The sequence below is a fragment of the Streptomyces sp. 184 genome (genome assembly GCF_045781775.1).
In the GTDB taxonomy this organism is placed as follows: Bacteria; Actinomycetota; Actinomycetes; order Streptomycetales; family Streptomycetaceae; genus Streptomyces.
In genome coordinates, this window is record NZ_CP123230.1 from 6,610,704 (window position 1) to 6,630,507 (window position 19,804).

A 19,804-nucleotide genomic window follows, 5' to 3' on the forward strand; every position below is an offset into this window, starting at 1 on the left:
GGTCGTCCTACGGTCGAGCCATGCCCACTCCGCTCCCGGCCCGCCCCCGCCTCATCACCTTCGACACCTACGGCACCCTCATCGACTGGGACGGCGCCCTGCGCGCCCACCTGCGCACGCTGTTCGCCGAGCGGGCGCCGGACGTGGACGTGGCCGCCTTCTACCGCCGCTGGTATCACGGCTACGCCCTGCCCGCCGTCCACGGCCGCTTCCTGCCCTACCGGGACCTGCTCGCCACGACCATGGCCGAGGCCCTGGACGCGGAGGCCGGGATCACCGCGGGCCGCGCCGAGCTGGCCGCGCTGGGCGACGTGATGGCCGCCGCCGAGCCGTTCGACGACAGCGTCGCGACCCTGCGCCTGCTGGGCGCGTACGCGCCGCTGGCCACGATCTCCAACAGCCAGCGCGACATCATCGACGTGAGCGTGCGCAAGCTGGGCGACCCGTTCCGCCACGTCTTCACCGGCGAGGCGGTCGGGGCGTACAAGCCGCACCGGGCGCTCTTCGAGCTGGTGCTCGGCCGGGCGGGGGTGGAGCCGCACGAGGCGGTGCACGTGGCGCAGTCGCAGTACGTCGACCTGCCGCGGTCGGTACCCATGGGCATCCCCACGGTGTGGATCAACCGGCAGGGCCAGGAGCTGCGCCCCACCACGCCCGCGCCCACGGCCCAACTGCCCGACCTGCGCGGGCTGCCGGAGCTGCTGGGGCTTTCGGCGCCGGCGGGGCCGGGGGCGGGGCCGGCGGACGCGGACGCGGGGGCGGCGCGGTGAGCGGGAGCGCGGGGGAAGGTGCGTACGACGGGCCCGGAGCCCCGCGTACCACCCGCCGGCCCGCCTTCGGCCGCGCCGCCGCCGTCCGCCGCCTCCACCTGCCCGAGCGTGCCGAGCGCCTGGGCCTGTCCGTCCGCGAGGCGGACCGCTTCGTGGCCGCCGGGGTGACCGGCGACGTGCTGGACACCACGCACTTCGACACCGTCCGCTTCCCGCCCCCGCCCTGGGCCGCCGCGACGTTCGCCGCCGCGGCGGCCGACGGCGCCCACGCCTACACCCCGTACCGCGGCGCGGCGGCCGTCCGGCGGCCGGTGGCCGGTGGCCGGTGGCCGAGGAGCTGGGCCGCCGCCTCGGCACCGCCGTCGACCCGGACCGCGAACTGCTCCTGGCCCCCGGCTCGCAGGCCGGGCTCTTCGCCACCCTCGCCGCGCTGGTCTCCCCCGGCGACACGGTCGCGCTCCTCGACCCCGACTACCTGTTCAGCGAGCGCATCCTGCGCCTCCTCGGCGCCCACGTCCACCACGTACCGCTGGTCCCGGACCCCGCGGGCGGCGGCCCGGACGGCGGCGGGCCGGACGGCGGCCTCGTACCCGACCTGGACGAGCTGGCCGCGGCGCTGCGCGGCGGCGCCTCCGCGGTGCTCTTCTCGCACCCCAACAACCCCACCGGCGCGGTCTATCCGCCCGGCGTCCTCGCCGCGATCGCCGCGCTCGTCCGCGAGCACGACGCCTGCGCCGTCGTCGACGAGCTGTACGCCCGGCTCGTCTATGACGCGCCGCTCCCCCGCCTCGCCGCCGAGCCCGGTATGCGCGGACGCTGCGCCACCGTCACCGGCCCTTCCAAGACCGAGTCGCTGTCGGGCTACCGCCTCGGCGTCGTCGTCGCGCCACCGGACGTCGTGGACGGTGCGGAGGACGTGCTCGCCGCGATGTCCCTGCGGGCGCCCGCGTACGCGCAGCACCTGCTGACGCGGTGGCTGCGCGACGACGAGGACTTCGTCCAAGGCCGCCTCGCCGAGCTGCGCGGCCTGCGCGAACAAACCGCCGCCTGGCTGGCGGAGGCGGCGGACCTGGGGCTACGGGCCCGCGGCGGGCCCCGGCCGCCGGGGACCGCGTACCTCTTCGTCGACGCCTCCGCGCTCGGCGTGCCCGACCACGTACTCGCCGACCGCCTGGTGCGCGAGGCGGGCGTCCTGGTCAGCCCCGGCTACCAGTTCGGGCCGCGCGGCATCGGCTCCTTCCGCGTCTGCTACGCCCGCGACGAGGCGGTGTGGGCGGCGGCCCTGGGCCGGATGACCGCGGCGCTGCGCACGCTCGCGCGCTGACCGCCCCGTCCCCGTACCACCGCCGCCGCGACTGCCACTGGCCCCCGCCTCCCGCTTCGCCTTCGCCTTCGCCTTCGCCGGAAGGGAACCCCGTCATGCCCCGCACCCGTACCCGCACCCAGCAGCTCGTCGACCGCCTCGACGTCTTCGCGTACGACCGCCTCCCCGCCCCCGTCGTACGGCAGGCGAAGAACGCGCTCTACGACTGCCTCGGCGCCCTCATGGCCGCCACCTCCCGCCGCTACCCGGTGATGGAGCTGCTGGAGCGGACCGCCGCCGAAGCCGGCACCGGCCCGGCCCGCCTCTTCGGCTCCGCGCTGCGCACCGACGCCGCCACCGCCGCCCTCGCCAACGGCACCCTCGCCTACTACTGCGACATCGAGAGCCACCACCCCTCCGCCAACGTCCACGCCATCGCCGTCGTCGCCCCCGCCGCCCTCGCCGTGGGCGAGCGGCAGCGCTCCTCCGGCGCCGACGTGCTGGCCGCCACGGTCGCCGGCGTCGACGTCGCCGCCCGCGTCAGCTACGCCCTCGGCCCCGCCGTCCAGTACGCGCGCGGCTTCCACCCGACGACGGTCGCCGGGACGTTCGGCAGCGCGGTCGCCGCGGGGCTGCTGCTGGGCCTGGACGAGGAGCGGTCCGCGGACGCGCTGGGGCTGGCGGGCACGAGCGCCGGCGGGCTGCTGTCGTGGGTGGACGACCCCACGGAGCAGTCCCGCCCCCTCAACATCGGCCTCGCCGCGCAGGCCGGCGTGCAGGCCGCCACGCTCGCGCGGCTGGGGCTGCGCGGGCCGGCGGACGTCTTCGGCGGCAAGTACCCCTTCGGGCAAGCCTTCACGGGGCAGTGGGACCAGGAGGCGCTGCTCGCCGGGATCGGCGAGCGGTACGCGGTCGGGGAGCTGTTCTTCAAGCGCAACTCCTGCTGCGTGTTCATCCCGGCCGCCCTCGACGGGCTCCTCGGCATCATGGAGGCCCACGGCCTGCGCCCGGACGACATCGACCGCGTCGCCGTCCGCGCCCCGCGCTCGTCGTACCACGTGGTGGACGCCAACCCGCTGCGCTCCCACTGCCTCCAGTACGTCCTGGCGGTCGCCGCCCACCGCGGCCACGTCGGCTTCGCCGACATCATGGCCGACCGCCGGCTGACCGACCCCGGGATCGCGCGGCTCGGCGCCCGTATCACGGTCACGGGGGACGCGGCCCTGGACGAACGGGCGGGCGCGCTGCGGCAGTCGGTCGCGTCGGTCACCGAAGTGACGGCGCGCTCCGGCGAGACGTACGTGTGCGATGTCGAACACCCGCTGGGCGCGGCCGAGAACCCGCTGTCGGCCGCGGACCTGGAGCGCAAGTTCGCCGCCCTGACGGCGGACGTGCTGGGCGCGGAGCGGGCCCGCGGCATCAAGGCGGCGGTGGACGGCCTCGACTCGGCCGCGGACATCACCGCGCTCACTGCCCTGCTGGAGGCGGACCCCGCGGAAGCGCGGCGCCGGGCCGCTGTCAGTCCCGTCCGGTAGCCTCGGCCGGCGGCCGAGAGCGGCCGCGTTCACGGACGGGGGAAACCATGGCACTTCCCGACGACCTCGCCGGGATGGCGCGCGGCGTGATCGACGCGAACCGGTACATGACCCTGGGCACCGCGGAACCCGACGGGGGCCCGCGCGTCTCGCCGGTGTTCTTCAGCCACGCCGGCTACCGCACCTTCTACTGGGTCTCCTCCCCCCTAGCGCGGCACTCCGCCAACATCGCCGCCCGGCCCGGCGTCGAGTTCGTCGTCTACGACTCCAGCGTGCCGGTCGGCGCCGGCCGCGCGGTGTACGTCGGCGCGACAGCGGAGGAGGTGCCGGCCGAACAGCTCACGGCGGCCTGCGACGAGGCGTTCGCCGACACCGCCGAGTCCGGGGTGCGGCAGTTCCGGCCGGACGAGGTGAGCGGCGACGCCCCGCTGCGGCTGTACCGGGCCCGGCCCACGAGGTACGAGGTCCACGTCCCCGGCCGCGACCCCAAGAACGAGACGGGCATCGACACCCGCCGCGAGATCACCCTCTGAGCGGGCAGCCGGGTGTCCGGGTGTCCGGGCAGGGCTAGGCGGAGGGCCGGGGGCCCAACGCCGCGGTGAGCGCGGCGAGGTGGTCGGCGACGGGCCCCAGGGTCAGCAGCCCGGTCCCGGCACCGGCGATCTCGGCCGCCGCGGGGGCGAGCCGGTCGCGGGCGCGCGCCATGGCCGCGCGGTCGCCGAGTTCGACGGCCGCCCGCGCGACGAGGCACCAGGCCACCTCCTGCATCAGGTCCCGCGGCGGCTCGGGCGCGGCGCGCAGCGCCTTCGCGGCCTCGGCTCGGCGGTCGGCGGCCAGCAGCAGGAAGGGCCGCACCCACGGCTCGTACGGGCCCCAGTCGGCGGTGGCGGCGGCGAGGCCGGACGCGCCGCGGCCGTGCCGTAGCCGCAGGCAGAGCAGCGCCAGCGGCAGCAGCCCGCGCTCCAGACCGGGCATGCCGGCCCCGTCGAGCCGCTCGGCGGCGGCACGGTAGGCGGCCTCGGCCCCGGCGGGGACGTCCGCGTACGGGGGCGGGGCGCCGGTCTCGGCGAGGCGGAGGGCCGCGTACCAGCCGGTGAAGACCGCGACCAGCGGCAGTTCGTGGCGCGCGGCGAGCCGGTCCGCGGCGGCGGCGTGCGCGTCGGCGCCCGCGAAGTCCGCGAGCGCGCCGCGGGCCTGGATGCGGATGAGGTGGCCCAGCACCTCGTACGTCACGAGCCCGTGCCGCGCCGCCAGCCCGACCAGCTCGGCGCCGGTCCGGTCCCGCTCGGCGGCCAGGCCGGTGCGCTCGAAGGTCTGCATGAACACGCCGTTCAGCGCGAACGCCAGCAGCGCCGGATCGTCCAGCCCGCGGGCCAGCCGCTCCGCCTGCCGGGCGGCCTGCGGCCCGCGCGCGGAGCGGGTGCCGCGCGACTCGACGGCGACGGTGGCCAGCAGCCGGGCCCGTACGGCGGGATGCTCCGCGGGCGGCAGCGCGGCGAGGGCCCGCTCGGCGGCGGCCACGACGCGGGCGGCCTGCTCCGGGTCGTCGACGCGGGTCCAGACCGCGGGGACGTCGTACGCGCCGATGACCCGGGCCGTCAGCTCGGGGTCGCCCGACTCCTCGGCCGCCTCGACGGCCGCCACCCGGTGCCGCCGGGCGGCCTGGAGCCCGCCGCCGCCGGTGACGGCGAGGCTGCGCAGCAGCCCGACGGTGGACTCCAGCCGCGCCCGCGCGGATCCGCCGACGGCCCGGTCGTAGGCGTCGGCGGCCTCGGCCCACACCCGCCGCACCCCGCCGCCCCCGGAGCCGCCGTCCCCGCCCTCACGGGACAGACGCCCCTCGCGACCGCCCCCACCGCCGTCGCCCTCGCCGGGCGCATGGCCGTCGCGACCGGCACCGCCGCCGTCGTCGGACTCCCCCCGCCCCGGCCCGCCGCGCCGGTCCTCCGGCCCCGCTCCGCCCCGGTCCGTATCCGAGGAACGCCGCGCTCCGGCACCGCCGCCCTCGCGACCGTGTCCGCCGCTCCGCCCCGGCCCGCCGCCGTCCCCGTACGTGCCCGGCTCCCGTCCCCCGCCGTCCCCCGTCTCCAGGTGCGCCGCCTGCGTCAGGATGTCCGTCTCCAGGCGGCGCAGCGCCGGGCCCGGGTCCACGCCCAACTGCTCGCCCAGCATCGTGCGGGCCCGCCTAAGCACCGCCAGCGCGTCGGCCTGGCGGCCCGCGCGGTAGAGGGCCAGCGCCAGCAGACGCCAGGCGTCCTCGCGCCAGGGGTGCTCGGCCACGTGGGCGTCCAGGTCCGCGGCGACCTCGGCGGCGAGGCCCAGGGACAGCCGGGCCTGCGCGTGCAGCTCGACGGCGTGCAGGCGCAGTTCCGCGAGGCGGGAGCGCTCGGTGCGGGCCCAGGGCAGCTCGGCGAACTCCGCGTACGCGGGGCCGCGCCACCAGCCCAGGGCCGCCGCCAGCCGTGCCGCGGCGGCCCGCGGCGGCAGCGCCCGCGCGTCGCCCACGGCCGTCTCGAAGCGCCAGGCATCGACGGCGTCCGGCCCGGCGCGCAGCGCGTACCCGGGGCCCTGCGTGACCAGCAGCCGCGCGGGCGCGCGCGGGGGGCGCTCGGGTTCGAGGGCGCGCCGCAGCGCGGCGACGAAGGTCCGTACCGCCCCCACGGCGTCCGCGGGCGGCTCGGTCCACAGGTCCTCGGCCAGCAGGCCGACCGGGACGACGCGACCGCGCGCGACGATCAGGCGGGCCAGCACGGCCCGGTGCCGCGGCCCCTTCAGCGCGATGGCGCGCCCCTCAGCACCACCCTCCGCGCCGCCGTCCCCGTCGTCGGCCCACGCCGTCACCGGCCCCAGCACGCCGAACCGGACCCGCACCACCGACCACCTCTCCCGATCCGGACCGGCCCCGACCGGCCCGACCGCCCCCGACCAGCCACGGCCGTCCTCGGCCGCCCCCCGCCGGCCCCGCCGGGCGCCACCGTACAGCGGCGCTCATCCGCTGCTCATCCGCGCCGCGCACGCTGAGGACAACGATCGGCTACGAAGGGAAACCCCCGATGTCCCCCCGCATCCCCGGCTTCGACTACCGCCGCGTCCCCGTCGCCGACGGCGTCGCGCTCAGCGCCGCCGTCGGCGGCAACCCCGACGGCAGCCCGGTGGTGCTGCTGCACGGCTTCCCGCAGACCCACCTCATGTGGCGGCACGTCGCCGCCCGCCTCGCCGCCGACCACACCGTCATCTGCCCCGACCTGCGCGGCTACGGCGACAGCGACAAGCCGGCCGAGGCGGCGGGCGGGCCCGGCGGCGGCACGTACGCGAAGCGCACGATGGCCGGCGACGTCGTGGCGCTCGCCCGCGCGCTGGGGTACGAGCGCTTCGCGCTCGCGGGGCACGACCGGGGCGCACTGGTGGCGTTCCGCGCCGGGCTCGACCACCCCCGCGCGATCACCCACCTGGCGTGCCTGGACGTCCTGCCGACGCTCGACACGTGGGACGTGATGCACGGGGAGTCGGCCGCGGTCGGCTTCCACCTGTACCTGATGGCCCAACCGCCGGGCCTGCCCGAGGAGATGATCGCCGCGGCCCCGGACGCGTTCTTCGGCCACTTCCTCGACATCTGGTCCGGCGGCGCGGACGCCGTCCCCGCCGACGTGCGCGCCGCTTACCTGGCGGCGTCCCGGGCCGCGGTGCCGTCGATCGTGGCGGACTACCGGGCGTCCGCGGGAGTCGACGTCGAGCACGACCGCGCCGACCGCGAGGCCGGCCGCCGGCTGCGGATGCCGGTGGCCGTCCTCCAGCAGGACTGGGGCGCCGCGCTCGGCTTCGACGCCGCCGCGCGGTGGCGCGCCTGGGCCCCCGACCTGCGGCACGCCACCGTGACCTGCGGGCACTTCATGGCCGAGGAGGCGCCGGACGAGGTGACCGCGGCGCTGCGCGGCCTCCTCGCCCGTACGCCCGCGGCTACGACAGCGTGAGCCCGTAGGCCGACAGGATCTCCTTGATGGGCTGGTAGTACGTCACGCCGCCGGTGGTGCAGTTGCCGCTGCCGCCGACGATGATGCCGACCGCCTTGCCGCCGGAGAACGCCGGTCCGCCGGTGTCGCCGGGTTCGGAGCAGATGTTGGAGCGGAACAGGCCGTAGACGACCCCGCCGGGGAAGTTCACGGTCTGGTTGACCGCCTGCACGGTGCCGCAGCGGTAGCCGCTGACCCGCCCGTAGTGGCACAGCGCCATGCCGGGCGACGGGTCGATGGCGCCGGTGATGTCGACCGGGGCGCCGCCGCTGCCCTTGACCTCGCCGGGGTACGACACGGAGCTGTTGGTGTAGCGGATCACGGCGTAGTCGTTGCTGGGGAAGCTCGACCCCGCGGTCACCCCGACGGGCACCAGCCCGCCGTCCGACTGGACGGACCAGGAGCTGCCGACGTCGGCGCAGTGGCCGGGGACGATGCCGTACGTGTAGCCGCCCCCCGTGGCGTTGAAGCCCAGCGTGCAGGTGAAGGAGGCCCCGTACAGCGCTTCGCCGCCGCGGACCACGGTCGCCGCGGCGGCGGGGGGTGCCGCGCCGGGCGGCGCGGCGGCGGCGGGCGGGGCGAGCAGTGTCAGCAGCGCGCCGAGCAGCGCCAGCACGGTGCCGGTGGCGAAGGTGCGTAACGGAGGAGCGGTACGGCGTCGGCTCACGGGGTCCCTGCCTTCCGGGCGGCGACGGTGTCGACCGCATTGTGCTCGCGGCGGACGGAACCAGGAAGGGGGCGGGCCGGGAGCGGCCGGGAAGCGCCGGTCTCAGCGGCCCGGCAGCAGGCCGCTCTCCAGGGCGACGACGACCGCGCGGGTCCGGTCGCCGACGTCGAGCTTGGCGAAGATGCGCAGCAGGTGCGTCTTCACGGTGGCCTCGCCGATGAACAGGCGCTTGCCGATCTCCGCGTTCGACAGCCCCTCGGCCACGCCCGCCAGCACCTCGGACTCGCGCGGCGTGAGCGTCACGGGGGCGGGTCGGCGCATCTTGGCCACCAGGCGCTGGGCGACGCGGGGCGCGAGGACCGTCTCGCCGCGGGAGGCGGCGTGGATGGCGTCGACCAGTTGGGCACGGGTGGCGTCCTTCAGCAGATAGCCGGTGGCGCCGGCCTCGACCGCGCGCTCGATCTCGGTGTCCGTGTCGTACGTGGTGAGGATCAGCACCCGGGTGCGCGCCGCCTCCGCGACGATCGCGGCGGTGGCGCCGACGCCGTCGAGCAGCGGCATCCGCAGGTCGAGCAGGGCGACGTCGGGGTCGAGGCGGGCGGCGAGCGAGACGGCCTCGTGGCCGTCGCCGGCCTCGCCGACCACCTCGATGCTGGGCTCGGCGGCGAGCAGCGCGACGAGGCCGGCGCGCATCACGATGTGGTCGTCGGCGAGGATGACGCGCAGCGGCGCGGCGGGCGTGGGTGTCGTCATGTCAGACCTGTCCGTCCGTGGCGGTTCCGGTGGCGCGTGTCCCGGTCGTACGCGCGCCGCCCGCGGGGGTCCCGGCGGGCGTCCCGGCCGCGTGCGCCCCGTCCGGGAGGCTGCCGTCGTCGGCGGTCCCGGCCGCCGGAACGGTGACGAGGATGCGGGTGCCGTCGCCGGGCGAACTGGTCACGGTCACCTCGCCGCCGAACTCGGCGAGCCGCCGGCGCATCCCGTCCAGCCCGAAGCCCCCGGCCGGTACGGCGCCGTCCCGCCCGCCGCCACCGCCGACCGCGTCCGGCACGAACCCCTTCCCGTCGTCGGTGATCTCCAGCTCGATGCCCTCCGGGCCCGCCGCCAGCACCACCCCGACCGTCGTCGCCGCCGCGTGCTTGCGCACGTTGGCCAGCGACTCCTGCGTGCAGCGCAGCAGGGCGATCCGGGTGGGCTGGTCGCAGTCGACGTCCGGCAGGTCGGCCTCGACCACGAGCCCGGTGTCCTCGGCGAAGCGGTCCAGGGTGCGGCGCAGCGTGGTGGCGACGGAGCCGGCGGCGACGCCGCTGCGCGGGGCGGCGCCGACGAGGACGCGGGCTTCGGCGAGGTTCTCGCGGGCGGTGCGCTCGATGGACCGCAACTGCTGCGCGCTCTTCGCGGGTTCGGCGGCCAGCCCGGCGCGCGCCGCCTCGGCGAGGACGACGATCGACGCGAAGCCCTGCGCGAGGGTGTCGTGGATCTCCCGCGCGATACGCTCCCGCTCCTCGGCGGCGCCCTGCCGCTTCTGCGCCTCCACGAGCCGCTGTTCGGCGTCGGCGAGCCGGCTGCGCAGCCGGGCGCGTTCGTCGCGTACCGCCAGCGCCCGGGGAGTCAGCAGCGTGATCAGGACACCGGCGGCGTAGACGCCGGCGGAGGAGACCGCGTTGTCGGTGACGCTGTCCGTGCTCCAGCCCACGCGCAGAGCGCCGCCGACGGTGATCGCGACGGCGCCCAGCCCGCTGGCGACGACGGCGGGCCGCACGCGGTCCGCGAAGATCACGAACTGCGTCAGAGACAGGAAGTACAGCACGCCGAAGCCGTCGCGCAGCCACGCCAGAGACCCCAGCACGAGGACCAGCACGGCCAGGTAGCCGTACGCGAGCCGCACCGGGTTGCCGGGGCGGCTGCGTACGACTCCGTAGGCCAGGCCGAGCACGGCCACGAGCGCGAGCGACCCGTACCGGTCGGAGGCCGGGACGTCTCCCAGGACGGTGATCAGCATCACCAGGGCGATGATCGCCCAGGAGAAGACGTCCCAGCCGTGGAGCATCCAGATCCAGAGGGGGTCGCCGCGCCGTGGTCGAGGGAGCATGCAGGTCAGCGTACGTTCTCGAACGTACGCGCCACCGGGGCGGACGCGACGGGCCGGCGCCGCACCGGCCACCAGGCGCGCTCGCCGAGGAGCAGCAGGGCCGCGGGCAGCACCATCAGCCGGATCACCACCGCGTCGAGCAGCACGGCGAGCGCCAGGCAGAAGCCCATCTGCTTCATCTCGGTCAGGTGCAGCGCGACGAACCCGGCGAACACGGTGACCATCACCACCGCCGCGCTGGTCACGACCTTCGCCGAGGCCGCGATGCCCGCGACCACCGCTTCCCGCGCCGGCATCCCCGCATCCCTGGCCTCCTTGATCCGGCTGACCACGAACACCTGGTAGTCCATCGACAGGCCGAAGAGGATCACGAAGAGGAAGAGCGGCACCCGGGAGGCGATCGCGCCCATCGAGTCGAAGTCGAGCAGCCCCTCGGCCCACGTGCCCTGGAAGACGAGGACGAGCGCGCCGAGCGCGGCGGCGGCGGAGAGCAGGTTCAGCGCGACGCCGAGCAGCCCGATGACCACCGAGCGGAACGCGACCAGCGTCAGCACGAAGGTGACCAGCAGCAGGGCGCCGATGACCAGCGGCAGCTTGTCGCGCTCGTGGTCGACGTAGTCGACGCCGCGGGCGACGTCGCCGCTGACGGCGGTCTCGACGCCGGCCAGCCGCCCGGCGGTGGCGGGCAGGTGGTCGTCGCGCAGGTGCTCCAGGGAGTCCTTCGCGGGCCCGGAGTTGGCGAAGTGCGGTACGGAGAGCACGAGCACGCTGGTCCGGCCGTCCGGTGAGGTACGTACCTCGGGCTCGGCGTCCTGGACGAACAGCGGGTCGGCCGCGGCCCGCCGGCCCAGCTCGGCCAGCGCCCGCCGCACCTCGGAGGCGCGCTCGGGGGCGGCCTGGGCGACGACCTCGTGCTGCACCTTCAGCTCGGGGAAGGCGGCGGTCAGCCGGTCGTACGTCTGCATGGCCGGGATGTCGCGGGAGAAGGTGTCCTTGCCGGGGTCCACGAGCTTCATGCCGAGCGCGGGCACGGCGAGCGCCAGCATGGCCAGCACGGAGACGACCAGGGTGGCGACGGGGCGGCGCTGCGCGGGCCGCAGCAGGACGGCGAAGACCCGCCCGTGTTCGGCGCGTTGCCGCCGCGGGCGGCGGGCGGTCCCGCGCTCGGCGCGGCGCGCGGCCCGCCGTTCGCCGCGGCGGCCGAGGGTCACGAGCAGCGCGGGCAACGCCGTCAGGGAGCTGGCGACGGCGACGGCCACGACGAGGATCGTGCCGGTGGCCAGGGAGGAGAAGATGACGTCGGTGGCGAGGTAGAGGGTGGCGGTGGAGACGATGACGGCGAGACCGGAGACGACGATGGCCCGCCCCGCGGTCGCCGCCGCCAGCTCGACCAGGGCCGCGGAGGACAGCCTGCCGTCGGCGCGGGCGCGCTCCTCGCGCTCGCGCTTGAGGTAGAAGAGCGTGTAGTCGACGCCGACCGCGAGGCCGATGAGCAGGATCAGGTTGGTGCCGACGCCGGGGTCGGGCAGCAGGTGGGAGGCCGTCATGGACAGGCCGAGCGCCGCGGCTATCGACGTCAGTGCCAGCAGCAGCGGCACGCCGGCCATGACGACCGACCCGAAGACGACGAGCAGCGTGACGAGCGTGACGGGCAGCGCGATGCGCTCGGAGAGCGCCAGGTCCTCGCCGCGCTGGTCGTTGACGCCCTGGCTGATCGCGGGCGAGCCGGTCTCCTCGACGACGACGCCGGGGTGGGCCGCGGCGACCTCCTCGGTCTGCTCCAGCAGCGGGCCGACGTTCTTCTTCCCGTCCAGCTCGGGGCCCTTCAGCACGACCGGTACGCGCAGCGCGTCGCCGTCCGCGGAGCGTACGGGCGCGGCGACGGACGCCACCTCGGGCAGCTTCTCCATCCGGGCGGTGACGTCCCGGGCCGCCGCGCGGGCGGCGGCGGCGTCGAGGGAGCGGCCGGGCTCGGCGCGGATGAGGACGTGTTCCGTGGGCTTGCGCTGAAGGCCGTCCTCGGTCGCCATCTGCTCGGCGCGGCCGGCCTCGCCGACCCAGAAGTCCTCGGTGGTGGCGGGGTTGCCGCCGACGGAGATGCCGGTGGCGAGGCAGAGCGCGACGAAGACGAACCAGCCGGCGATCGCGCGCCAGGGGTGCCGGGCGCTCCAGCGGGCCGTGCGAACGGGGAGATTTCTCATACCCGGAATGCTCGCGATCCGGGCCCCGCCACCGACAGCGGCGAGCGGTGGAACCGGGGGTCCACCGGTCGGTGGACCCCGCGGGCGTTCGGGTGCGTACGGGCGGGGATCCCGGTGCGTACGGGCGGGGACTGCGGGTCGTACGGGCGGGGACTCCGGGTCGTACGGGCAAGGACTGCGGGTCGTACGGGCAAGGACTGCGGGTCGTACGCACCGGGCCCCGGGCGCCGCCGGGGCGGGCGGCGCGGGTCAGTCCGGCGGCGGGGCGTCCTCCGGGCCCGGGGGCGGGCCCTGGTCCTCGGGCCGGTCCGGGGCCGCGGGCCGGTCGCGGTCCCGGCCGCGGACGCCGCCGCGGCCGGCGCGCAGCCGCTTCGCGCGCCCGCGGATCTGGAGTTCGAACTCGCCGTCGTAGTGCCGGTGTCCGGCCCGTACCGCCGTCTCGACGGCCTTCTCGCCCCGCTCGCCGATGAGGATGAGCTGGTCGTGCCGCAGGTCGCGCATCAGCGCCACGCACAGTCCGATCATCACCAGCGTGAACGGCACCGCGACGAGGATCGTGAGGTTCTTCAGGCCGGTCAGCGCGGCGTCCCCGCCGCCCCCGACCAGCAGCATGACGGCGGCGACCGCACCGGTCAGCACACCCCAGACCACGACCACCGCGCGCGTCGGCTCCAGCGTCCCCCGCTGCGACAGCGCGCCCATCACGATCGACGCGGCGTCCGCGCCGGAGACGAAGAAGATGCCGACCAGGACCATCACGAGCAGCGTGGTGACACCGGCGATCGGGTACTCGTTGAGCACCGCGAAGAGCTGCCCCTCCTGCGTCGACTCCTCGGTGATGCCCGCCCCGTCGGCCTCCTGCCGCATCGCGGTGCCGCCGAGGATGCAGAACCACAGCAGGCTGACGACGCTGGGCACGAGGATCACGCCGCCGACGAACTGCCGGATGGTGCGCCCCCGGCTGATGCGCGCGATGAACATGCCGACGAACGGCGTCCACGAGATCCACCACGCCCAGTAGAAGACCGTCCAGCCCGACAGCCACCCGGCGACGTCCTCGCCGCCGCTGGCCTCCGTACGCGCCATCATCTCCGGCAGTTCGGCGAAGAACGAGCCGATGGAGGTCGGCAGCAGGTCGAGGATGAGGATCGTCGGGCCGACGATGAAGACGAAGAGGGCGAGCACGGCGGCGAGCACCATGTTGATGTTCGACAGCCACTGGATGCCCCGCTCGATGCCGGAGACGGCGGAGGCGACGAACGCGGCGGTGAGCACGGCGATGACGAGGATCAGCAGCCCTTCGCCGACCTCCTGGGACGTCCAGCCGACCTCCTTGATGCCGCTGCCGATCTGGAGCGCGCCGAGCCCGAGGGAGGCGGCGGAGCCGAAGAGGGTGGCGAAGATGGCGAGGATGTCGATGACCTTGCCGACGCCGCCGTTGGCGTGCCGCGGGCCGATGAGCGGGGTGAAGACGGCGCTGATGGTCTGCCGGCGGTTGCGGCGGAAGACGCTGTACGCCATGGCGAGGCCGACGACGGCGTAGATGGACCAGGGGTGCAGCGTCCAGTGGAACAGGGTGGTCGCCATCGCGGTCTCCATCCGCTCGGCGGCCTCTGCCTTGCCGGGGACGGTGTCCGGCGGCGGGGAGGTGAAGTGCGACAGCGGCTCGTTGACGCCGTAGAACATCAGCCCGATGCCCATCCCGGCGCTGAACATCATCGCCACCCACGACACGGTGCGGAACTCCGGCGGCTCGCCCTCCCTGCCGAGGGTGATGCGGCCGTAGCGGCTGAAGGCCAGCCAGAGCGCGAAGAGCACGAAGCCGGAGGCGGCGAGCACGAAGGCCCATCCGCCGTAGTGCATCGTGTCGTTGAGCAGGGAGGTGGAGGCGTCCTCCAGGGAGTCCGTCGCCACCGCGCCCCAGATCACGAACGCCAGCGTCAGCGCGGCGGCGACGCCGAAGACCACCGCGTCGGTACGCGGTGCACGACCCGGTGTTCCGCCGCCTTCCGCGGGCGTCTCCACCCGTTCGTCGAGCACGTGCGGTCACCTTCTCCCTACGCTCCGTGTGCAGAACCCACTCACCATAGGGGAGACGGGCCGGAGCGCCGGGGACCGACGGGCGTCAGCGCGCGGCTGCGGCGGCGGCCATGGCGGCGCCGACGATGCCCGCGTTGTTCTGTAGCTCGGCGGGGACGACGTCGGCGCGGATGCCGGTGATGTCGTCGAGGAACTTGTCCGCCTTGCGGCTCACGCCGCCGCCGATGACGAACAGCTCGGGCGTGAAGAGCATCTCCAGATGGGCGAGATAGCGCTGCACCCGGTGGGCCCAGTGCTTCCAGCTCAGGTCCTTGTCCTCGCGCTCCTTGGCGGAGGCGCGCTTCTCCGCCTCGTGGCCGTGCAGCTCCAGGTGGCCCAGCTCGGTGTTGGGGACGAGCCGGCCGCCGGTGAAGACCGCGCTGCCGATACCGGTGCCGAAGGTCAGCACGATGACGGTGCCGGTACGGCCGCGGGCGGCGCCGAAGGTCAGCTCGGCGATGCCGGCGGCGTCGGCGTCGTTGACGACGTGCACCGGGCGGCCGAGGCGCTTGCCGAGGAGGGCGGCGGCGTCGACGTCGACCCAGCTCTTGTCGACGTTCGCGGCGGTGCGTACGACGCCGTCGGTGACGACCCCGGGGAACGTGACGCCCACCGGCCCGCCGTGCCCGGCGAAGTGCCCGACGACCGCGGCGACCCCCTCGGCGACGGCCTCGGGGGCCGAGGGGTGCGGGGTGAGCACCTTGTGCCGCTCCTCGGCGAGGGTGCCCGTGTCCAGGTCGGCCGGGGCTCCCTTGATGCCCGAGCCGCCGATGTCGACTCCCATGATGTCCATAGCCACAGACGATACGGCGGCGGGGGCCCGGTGCCGGTCAGGCCGGTCGCAGGGGTCGTACGAACCGGGCGGGCGGGCGCGTCCGTGTCCGCGTACGGGGGCGTGCGACTGCGCATGACGGCGGGTGGGCGCGTACACCACCTGTCCGATAACCGGTTTCCCGCGACCGGATAGGTTCTTGACGCGGCCTCATCAGCTCCGCCAGCCTCATGTGCACGACAATCCCCCACCGCTGGGAGCACCCATGCCCCTCCGTCGTGCACGTCTCAGGTCACGCCCCGCCGGCGTACTCGTCGCCGGCGGGCTGCTGACCGCGCTGCTCGTGCCGGTCGCGGTCGCCGCGGAACCCGCGGCGCAGCCCGCGGCCGGCACCGCGAACGCCGCGCCGGCGGCGCGCGTCGCGCCCGAGCAGGCACCGGACATACCCGTCGCGAACGTCAAGGCACACCTGTCCCGGTTCCAGTCCATCGCCACCGCCAACGGCGGCAACCGCGCCCACGGCCGCCCCGGCTACCGGGCCTCGCTCGACTACGTCAGGAGCCAGCTCGACGCCGCCGGATTCACCACCAGGATCCAGCAGTTCAGTGCGAGCGGCGGCACCGGCTACAACCTCATCGCCGACTGGCCCGGCGGCGACCCCAACCAGGTCCTCATGGCCGGCGCCCACCTCGACTCCGTCTCCTCCGGCCCCGGCATCAACGACAACGGCACCGGCTCCGCCGCCGTCCTGGAGACCGCGCTCGCCGTCGCCCGCGCCGGCTACCAGCCGCGCGAGCACCTGCGCTTCGCCTGGTGGGGCGCGGAGGAACTGGGCCTGATCGGCTCGCGGTACTACGTCTCCAACCTGCCGTCCACGGAGCGCGCCAAGCTCACCGGCTACCTGAACTTCGACATGATCGGCTCGCCCAACCCCGGGTACTTCGTCTACGACGACGACCCGCAGATCGAGAAGGTCTTCAAGGACTACTACACCGGCCTCGGCGTCCCCACCGAGATCGAGACCGAGGGCGACGGCCGGTCGGACCACGCGGCGTTCAAGAACGTCGGCGTGCCGGTCGGCGGGCTCTTCACCGGCGCGAGCCGGACGAAGTCGTCGGCGCAGGCGGCGAAGTGGGGCGGCACGGCCGGGCTCGCCTTCGACCGGTGCTACCACAGGTCCTGCGACACGACGTCGAACGTGAACGACACGGCGCTGAACCGCAACAGCGACGCGCTCGCGCACGCGGTGTGGACGCTCTCCGAGTAACGCGCACGCACCCCGCCCGCTCCGCCCCGGTGGGACACGTCCCCCGGCGGCGGGGCGGGCACCCGCGCCGCGGTGCGCCGGGGCTCCGGCACGTAGCGGCGGAGGTCAGGCTTCGGTGACCGCGGCGCCGTCCGCGACGTCTCGTGCGACAGCGTCCTGCCCGGCCCCCGCGTTCGCGGCAGCCGCCGCGTTCTCCGCGGCTTCCGCGTTCTCCGCGGCTTCCGCGTCCTCGGCCCGCGCCTGTGCGCAGATCGGCCGCAGCCCTTCCTGCACCGCACCGCTGATCTCGCCGAGCTTCTGCTGCTGCTCGGGCGTGAGCACGTCGAAGAGGTGCTTGCGCACCTCCGTCACATGCCCCGGCGCCGCCGCCTCCAGCACGGCGAACCCGGTGTCGGTGAGCTGCGCCACGGACCCGCGGCGGTCGGCGTCGGTGGCGCAGCGGGAGACGTACCCCGCCTTCTCCAGCGCCGCCACGGCGTGCGACAGGCGGCTGCGCGAGGAGCGGGCCAGATCGGCGAGCTGGCTCATGCGCAGGCTGCGCCCGGGCGCCTCGGACAGGTGTACGAGGATCTCGTAGTACGCCACGGGCATCCCGGAGTCGCGCCGAAGCTGACGGTCCAGATGCGCGTTGAAGTCGCGGACGGCGTCCATGAAGAGGCGCCATATCCGCTGTTCGTCATCGGTGAGCCAGCGTACGTCGTTCATGTGTCCAGCATACCTATAGTTGAGACCTCAACCAGAGCGTGTTACGGTTTGAATGAAGATTCAACCACGTCGCCCAGTGGTGGGCACCGCTACGGAGAGGCTTTTACCCATGACTACCCACGCCGACCGGATCCCCGCCTTCCAGACCGGCACCTGGACCATCGACCCGGTGCACTCCGACGTCTCCTTCGTCGTCCGGCACCTGGGCGTCACGCGGGTACGTGGCACGTTCGACCACGTGGAAGGCACCATCGTGACCGCCGAGGACCCGCTGAAGTCCCAGGTCAACGCGGTCATCAAGACCACCTCGGTCAACACCCGGAACGACATGCGCGACGACCACGTGCGCACGGCGGACTTCCTGGACGTCGAGAACCACCCGGAGATGACCTTTACCTCCACCGGCATCCGCGCCGAGGGCGACGTCTACCTCATCGACGGCGACCTGACGCTGCGCGGCGTCACCCGCCCCGTGACCCTGGAGACCGAGGTCGGCGGCTTCGGCCCGGGCATGCAGGAGGGCCACACGGTCGCCGGATTCTCCGCCAGCACCGAGATCAGCCGCACCGACTTCGGCGTGACCGGCGGCGCGGCCGGCGCCGCGGTGAGCGACAAGATCAAGATCACGCTGGACATCGAGGCCGGCCTCTCCTGAGGCGAGCGCGCGAGCCGGCGGGCGGCCGTCGCGCCGCCCGCCCGCCCCTCACGGTGCGGGGCGACCCCCGCCGGTGACGTCCGCTCAGTCCCCGGCCACGGAGTCGCCCCGCACCGTTCCCGTACCGGGCAGCGCCTCGGCCGGGTCGGAGCCGTGCCGGACGGGGCGGTTGTCGCCGTCCACGAACACGATCCGCGGCAGCAGCGCCTTCGCGTCCGCGTCGGCCACCGCCGCGTAGCTGATGACGATCACCAGGTCGCCCGGGCTGACCAGCCGGGCCGCGGCGCCGTTGATGCCGATCACGCCGCTGCCCCGCGGGCCGGGGATCACGTAGGTGGTGAGCCGGGCGCCGTTGTCGATGTCGACGACGTCGACCTGCTCGCCGGCCAGCAGGTCCGCGGCCTCCATCAGGTCCTCGTCAACGGTGAGGGAGCCGACGTAGTGCAGGTCGGCCTGCGTCACGGTGGCGCGGTGGATCTTGGACTTCAGCATCGTCCGGAACACGTGCGGCCTCACCTGCGGTCAGGGGGTACGGGGGCGACGCCAGGGTAACCGCGCCGCCGCGGCGCTCCGGGCCCGCGGGCGGCGAACTGTGAGCGACGACACCGCGCGGCTCCCGTACGGGCCCGGACGCACGGCGGGTACGGGCCGGAACGCATGGCCGGTACGGGCCGGGGCGTACCGGCGGTACGCACCCGGGCGTACGGGCAGCGCGACGCCGCCGCGGGCACGCGGGGGCCGCAACTCCCTCCCGCGTCTACCCCGTTCCGGACCGCCCCGCCACTCGCCGGGGCCCGATCCGGTGCTTCCCTCCGGCGCCCCGTGTCGCTGGGTCGCGCGGGCTCCGCCCCGTGAGACCAGTTGGTCATGAAATATGACAAATACCCCACACGAGGGCTGTCCCGGCGCACCGCGCTCTGCCTGGGCCTGCTCGGCGCTTACCAGCTCGCCATCGCCCCCGACGCGCACGCCCCCCGCTCGGGAGCTGTCGGCCGGGCGGTGGTCGAGGACGGCAAGCCGCTCGCCCGCGCGTCGCACCGGATGCGCCCGGCCGCCGGCCGCACCGGCGCCGCGCCGATGACGACATCCGGGGGCATGGCCCGTATCGCCGGACCGACGCGGCCGGTCACGGTGCGCGCCGCGCCGCACACGACGCTCCGGCAGACCGGCAAGAAGATCGCGCTCACCTTCGACGACGGCCCGCACGCGACCCAGACGCCGGAGATCCTGCGGATCCTGCGGCGCCACGGGGCGCACGCGACCTTCTTCGTCATCGGCGAGAACATCCCCTGGAACCGCGACGTGCTGCGCCGGATCGCCGCCGACGGCCACACCGTCGGCAACCACTCCTACACCCACCCGCAGCTCGACCTGATCAGCACCCCGCGGGTGCGCGAGGAGCTGGAGCGGACCTGCGACCTGGTGGCGAAGGAGCTGGGCGCGCCGCCGCGGCTGGCGCGGGCGCCGTACGGGATGTGGCACGGGCCGAGCCTGGAGATCTGCGCGCAACTGGAGATGGAGCCCTTCCAATGGGACATCGACACCCTCGACTGGGACAACCGCGACCAGCGGTTCATCGAGACCGCGGTACTCGGCGGGGCGCACCCGGGCGCGATCGTGCTGGCGCACGACGGCGGGGGGAACCGGTGGGCGACGGTGCGGGCGCTGGAGTACTACCTGCCGCGGCTGCTGGACGAGGGGTACACGCTGGTGCAGCCGGCGTAGCGGGCGCGGGGCGGCGAGGCGCGGGC

At 75.1% G+C, this 19,804-nt stretch carries 17 protein-coding genes; 8 read left to right on the top strand and 9 right to left on the bottom strand.

The features are described 5' to 3' along the window. The first annotated feature begins 20 nt into the window (after positions 1–20). From QBL21_RS28070 to QBL21_RS28085, 4 genes are all read left to right on the top strand, one after another. Entirely contained in the window at positions 21–770 is a 750-nt protein-coding gene (locus QBL21_RS28070; protein WP_407565021.1) for an HAD family hydrolase, read from the top strand. Positions 771–1,095: 325 nt separating this feature from the next. Beyond that, complete coding sequence (locus QBL21_RS28075; protein WP_407565022.1) at positions 1,096–2,094, top strand: pyridoxal phosphate-dependent aminotransferase; 999 nt, start codon at positions 1,096–1,098, stop codon at positions 2,092–2,094. Between the two features lie 95 nt (positions 2,095–2,189). Continuing rightward, the gene (locus QBL21_RS28080) at positions 2,190–3,608 is read left to right on the top strand and encodes an MmgE/PrpD family protein (RefSeq protein ID WP_407565023.1); all 1,419 of its coding nucleotides are present in this window, start codon (positions 2,190–2,192) and stop codon (positions 3,606–3,608) included. Between the two features lie 47 nt (positions 3,609–3,655). Beyond that, entirely contained in the window at positions 3,656–4,141 is a 486-nt protein-coding gene (locus tag QBL21_RS28085; protein WP_407565024.1) for a pyridoxamine 5'-phosphate oxidase family protein, read from the top strand. A 34-nt stretch (positions 4,142–4,175) separates the two neighbouring features. Here QBL21_RS28085 and QBL21_RS28090 read toward each other — a convergent pair whose 3' ends face one another. Next, on the bottom strand, positions 4,176–6,479 hold the full coding sequence (locus QBL21_RS28090; RefSeq protein ID WP_407565025.1) for a BTAD domain-containing putative transcriptional regulator: 2,304 nt from the start codon (positions 6,477–6,479) through the stop codon (positions 4,176–4,178). Positions 6,480–6,661: 182 nt separating this feature from the next. On the opposite strand from QBL21_RS28090, the gene QBL21_RS28095 reads away from it, so the two are divergent. Further along, a complete protein-coding gene (locus QBL21_RS28095; protein ID WP_407565026.1) occupies positions 6,662–7,579 on the top strand; it encodes an alpha/beta fold hydrolase in 918 nt (305 codons plus the stop codon). Here QBL21_RS28095 and QBL21_RS28100 read toward each other — a convergent pair. From QBL21_RS28100 to ppgK, 6 genes are all read right to left on the bottom strand, one after another. Then, positions 7,566–8,285, bottom strand: coding sequence for a S1 family peptidase (locus QBL21_RS28100; protein ID WP_407565027.1), 720 nt, complete (start codon positions 8,283–8,285; stop codon positions 7,566–7,568). The genes QBL21_RS28095 and QBL21_RS28100 overlap by 14 nt on opposite strands. A gap of 102 nt (positions 8,286–8,387) precedes the next feature. After that, positions 8,388–9,038, bottom strand: a complete 651-nt coding sequence (locus tag QBL21_RS28105; protein ID WP_407565028.1) for a response regulator — start codon at positions 9,036–9,038, stop codon at positions 8,388–8,390. Between the two features lies 1 nt (position 9,039). After that, positions 9,040–10,446, bottom strand: coding sequence for a sensor histidine kinase (locus QBL21_RS28110; RefSeq protein ID WP_407565029.1), 1,407 nt, complete (start codon positions 10,444–10,446; stop codon positions 9,040–9,042). Next, positions 10,380–12,575: an MMPL family transporter gene (locus tag QBL21_RS28115; protein ID WP_407565030.1), complete on the bottom strand. Its 2,196-nt coding sequence runs from the start codon at positions 12,573–12,575 to the stop codon at positions 10,380–10,382. Before QBL21_RS28115 ends, QBL21_RS28110 begins: the two co-directional genes overlap by 67 nt. Positions 12,576–12,824: 249 nt before the next feature. After that, positions 12,825–14,615, bottom strand: a complete 1,791-nt coding sequence (locus QBL21_RS28120; protein WP_407565031.1) for a BCCT family transporter — start codon at positions 14,613–14,615, stop codon at positions 12,825–12,827. A gap of 85 nt (positions 14,616–14,700) precedes the next feature. Continuing rightward, positions 14,701–15,447 carry a polyphosphate--glucose phosphotransferase gene (ppgK, locus tag QBL21_RS28125; protein ID WP_407565032.1) on the bottom strand — a complete coding sequence of 249 codons (747 nt, stop codon included), beginning with the start codon at positions 15,445–15,447 and terminating at the stop codon, positions 14,701–14,703. Between the two features lie 244 nt (positions 15,448–15,691). On the opposite strand from ppgK, the gene QBL21_RS28130 reads away from it, so the two are divergent. After that, a complete protein-coding gene (locus QBL21_RS28130; RefSeq protein ID WP_407565033.1) occupies positions 15,692–16,693 on the top strand; it encodes a M28 family metallopeptidase in 1,002 nt (333 codons plus the stop codon). Between the two features lie 105 nt (positions 16,694–16,798). On the opposite strand, the gene QBL21_RS28135 is transcribed toward QBL21_RS28130, so the two are convergent. Beyond that, positions 16,799–17,398 (bottom strand): MarR family winged helix-turn-helix transcriptional regulator, encoded by a 600-nt coding sequence (locus QBL21_RS28135; RefSeq protein ID WP_407565034.1) that lies wholly within the window; start codon positions 17,396–17,398, stop codon positions 16,799–16,801. Positions 17,399–17,507: 109 nt separating this feature from the next. Between QBL21_RS28135 and QBL21_RS28140 the strand changes: the two genes are divergently transcribed. After that, positions 17,508–18,053 (top strand): YceI family protein, encoded by a 546-nt coding sequence (locus tag QBL21_RS28140; protein WP_407565035.1) that lies wholly within the window; start codon positions 17,508–17,510, stop codon positions 18,051–18,053. 84 nt (positions 18,054–18,137) lie between these two features. On the opposite strand, the gene panD is transcribed toward QBL21_RS28140, so the two are convergent. Beyond that, positions 18,138–18,557 (bottom strand): aspartate 1-decarboxylase, encoded by a 420-nt coding sequence (gene panD, locus QBL21_RS28145; RefSeq protein WP_407565036.1) that lies wholly within the window; start codon positions 18,555–18,557, stop codon positions 18,138–18,140. Positions 18,558–18,920: 363 nt separating this feature from the next. Between panD and QBL21_RS28150 the strand changes: the two genes are divergently transcribed. Then, positions 18,921–19,778, top strand: a complete 858-nt coding sequence (locus QBL21_RS28150; protein ID WP_407565037.1) for a polysaccharide deacetylase family protein — start codon at positions 18,921–18,923, stop codon at positions 19,776–19,778. Positions 19,779–19,804 lie beyond the last annotated feature (26 nt).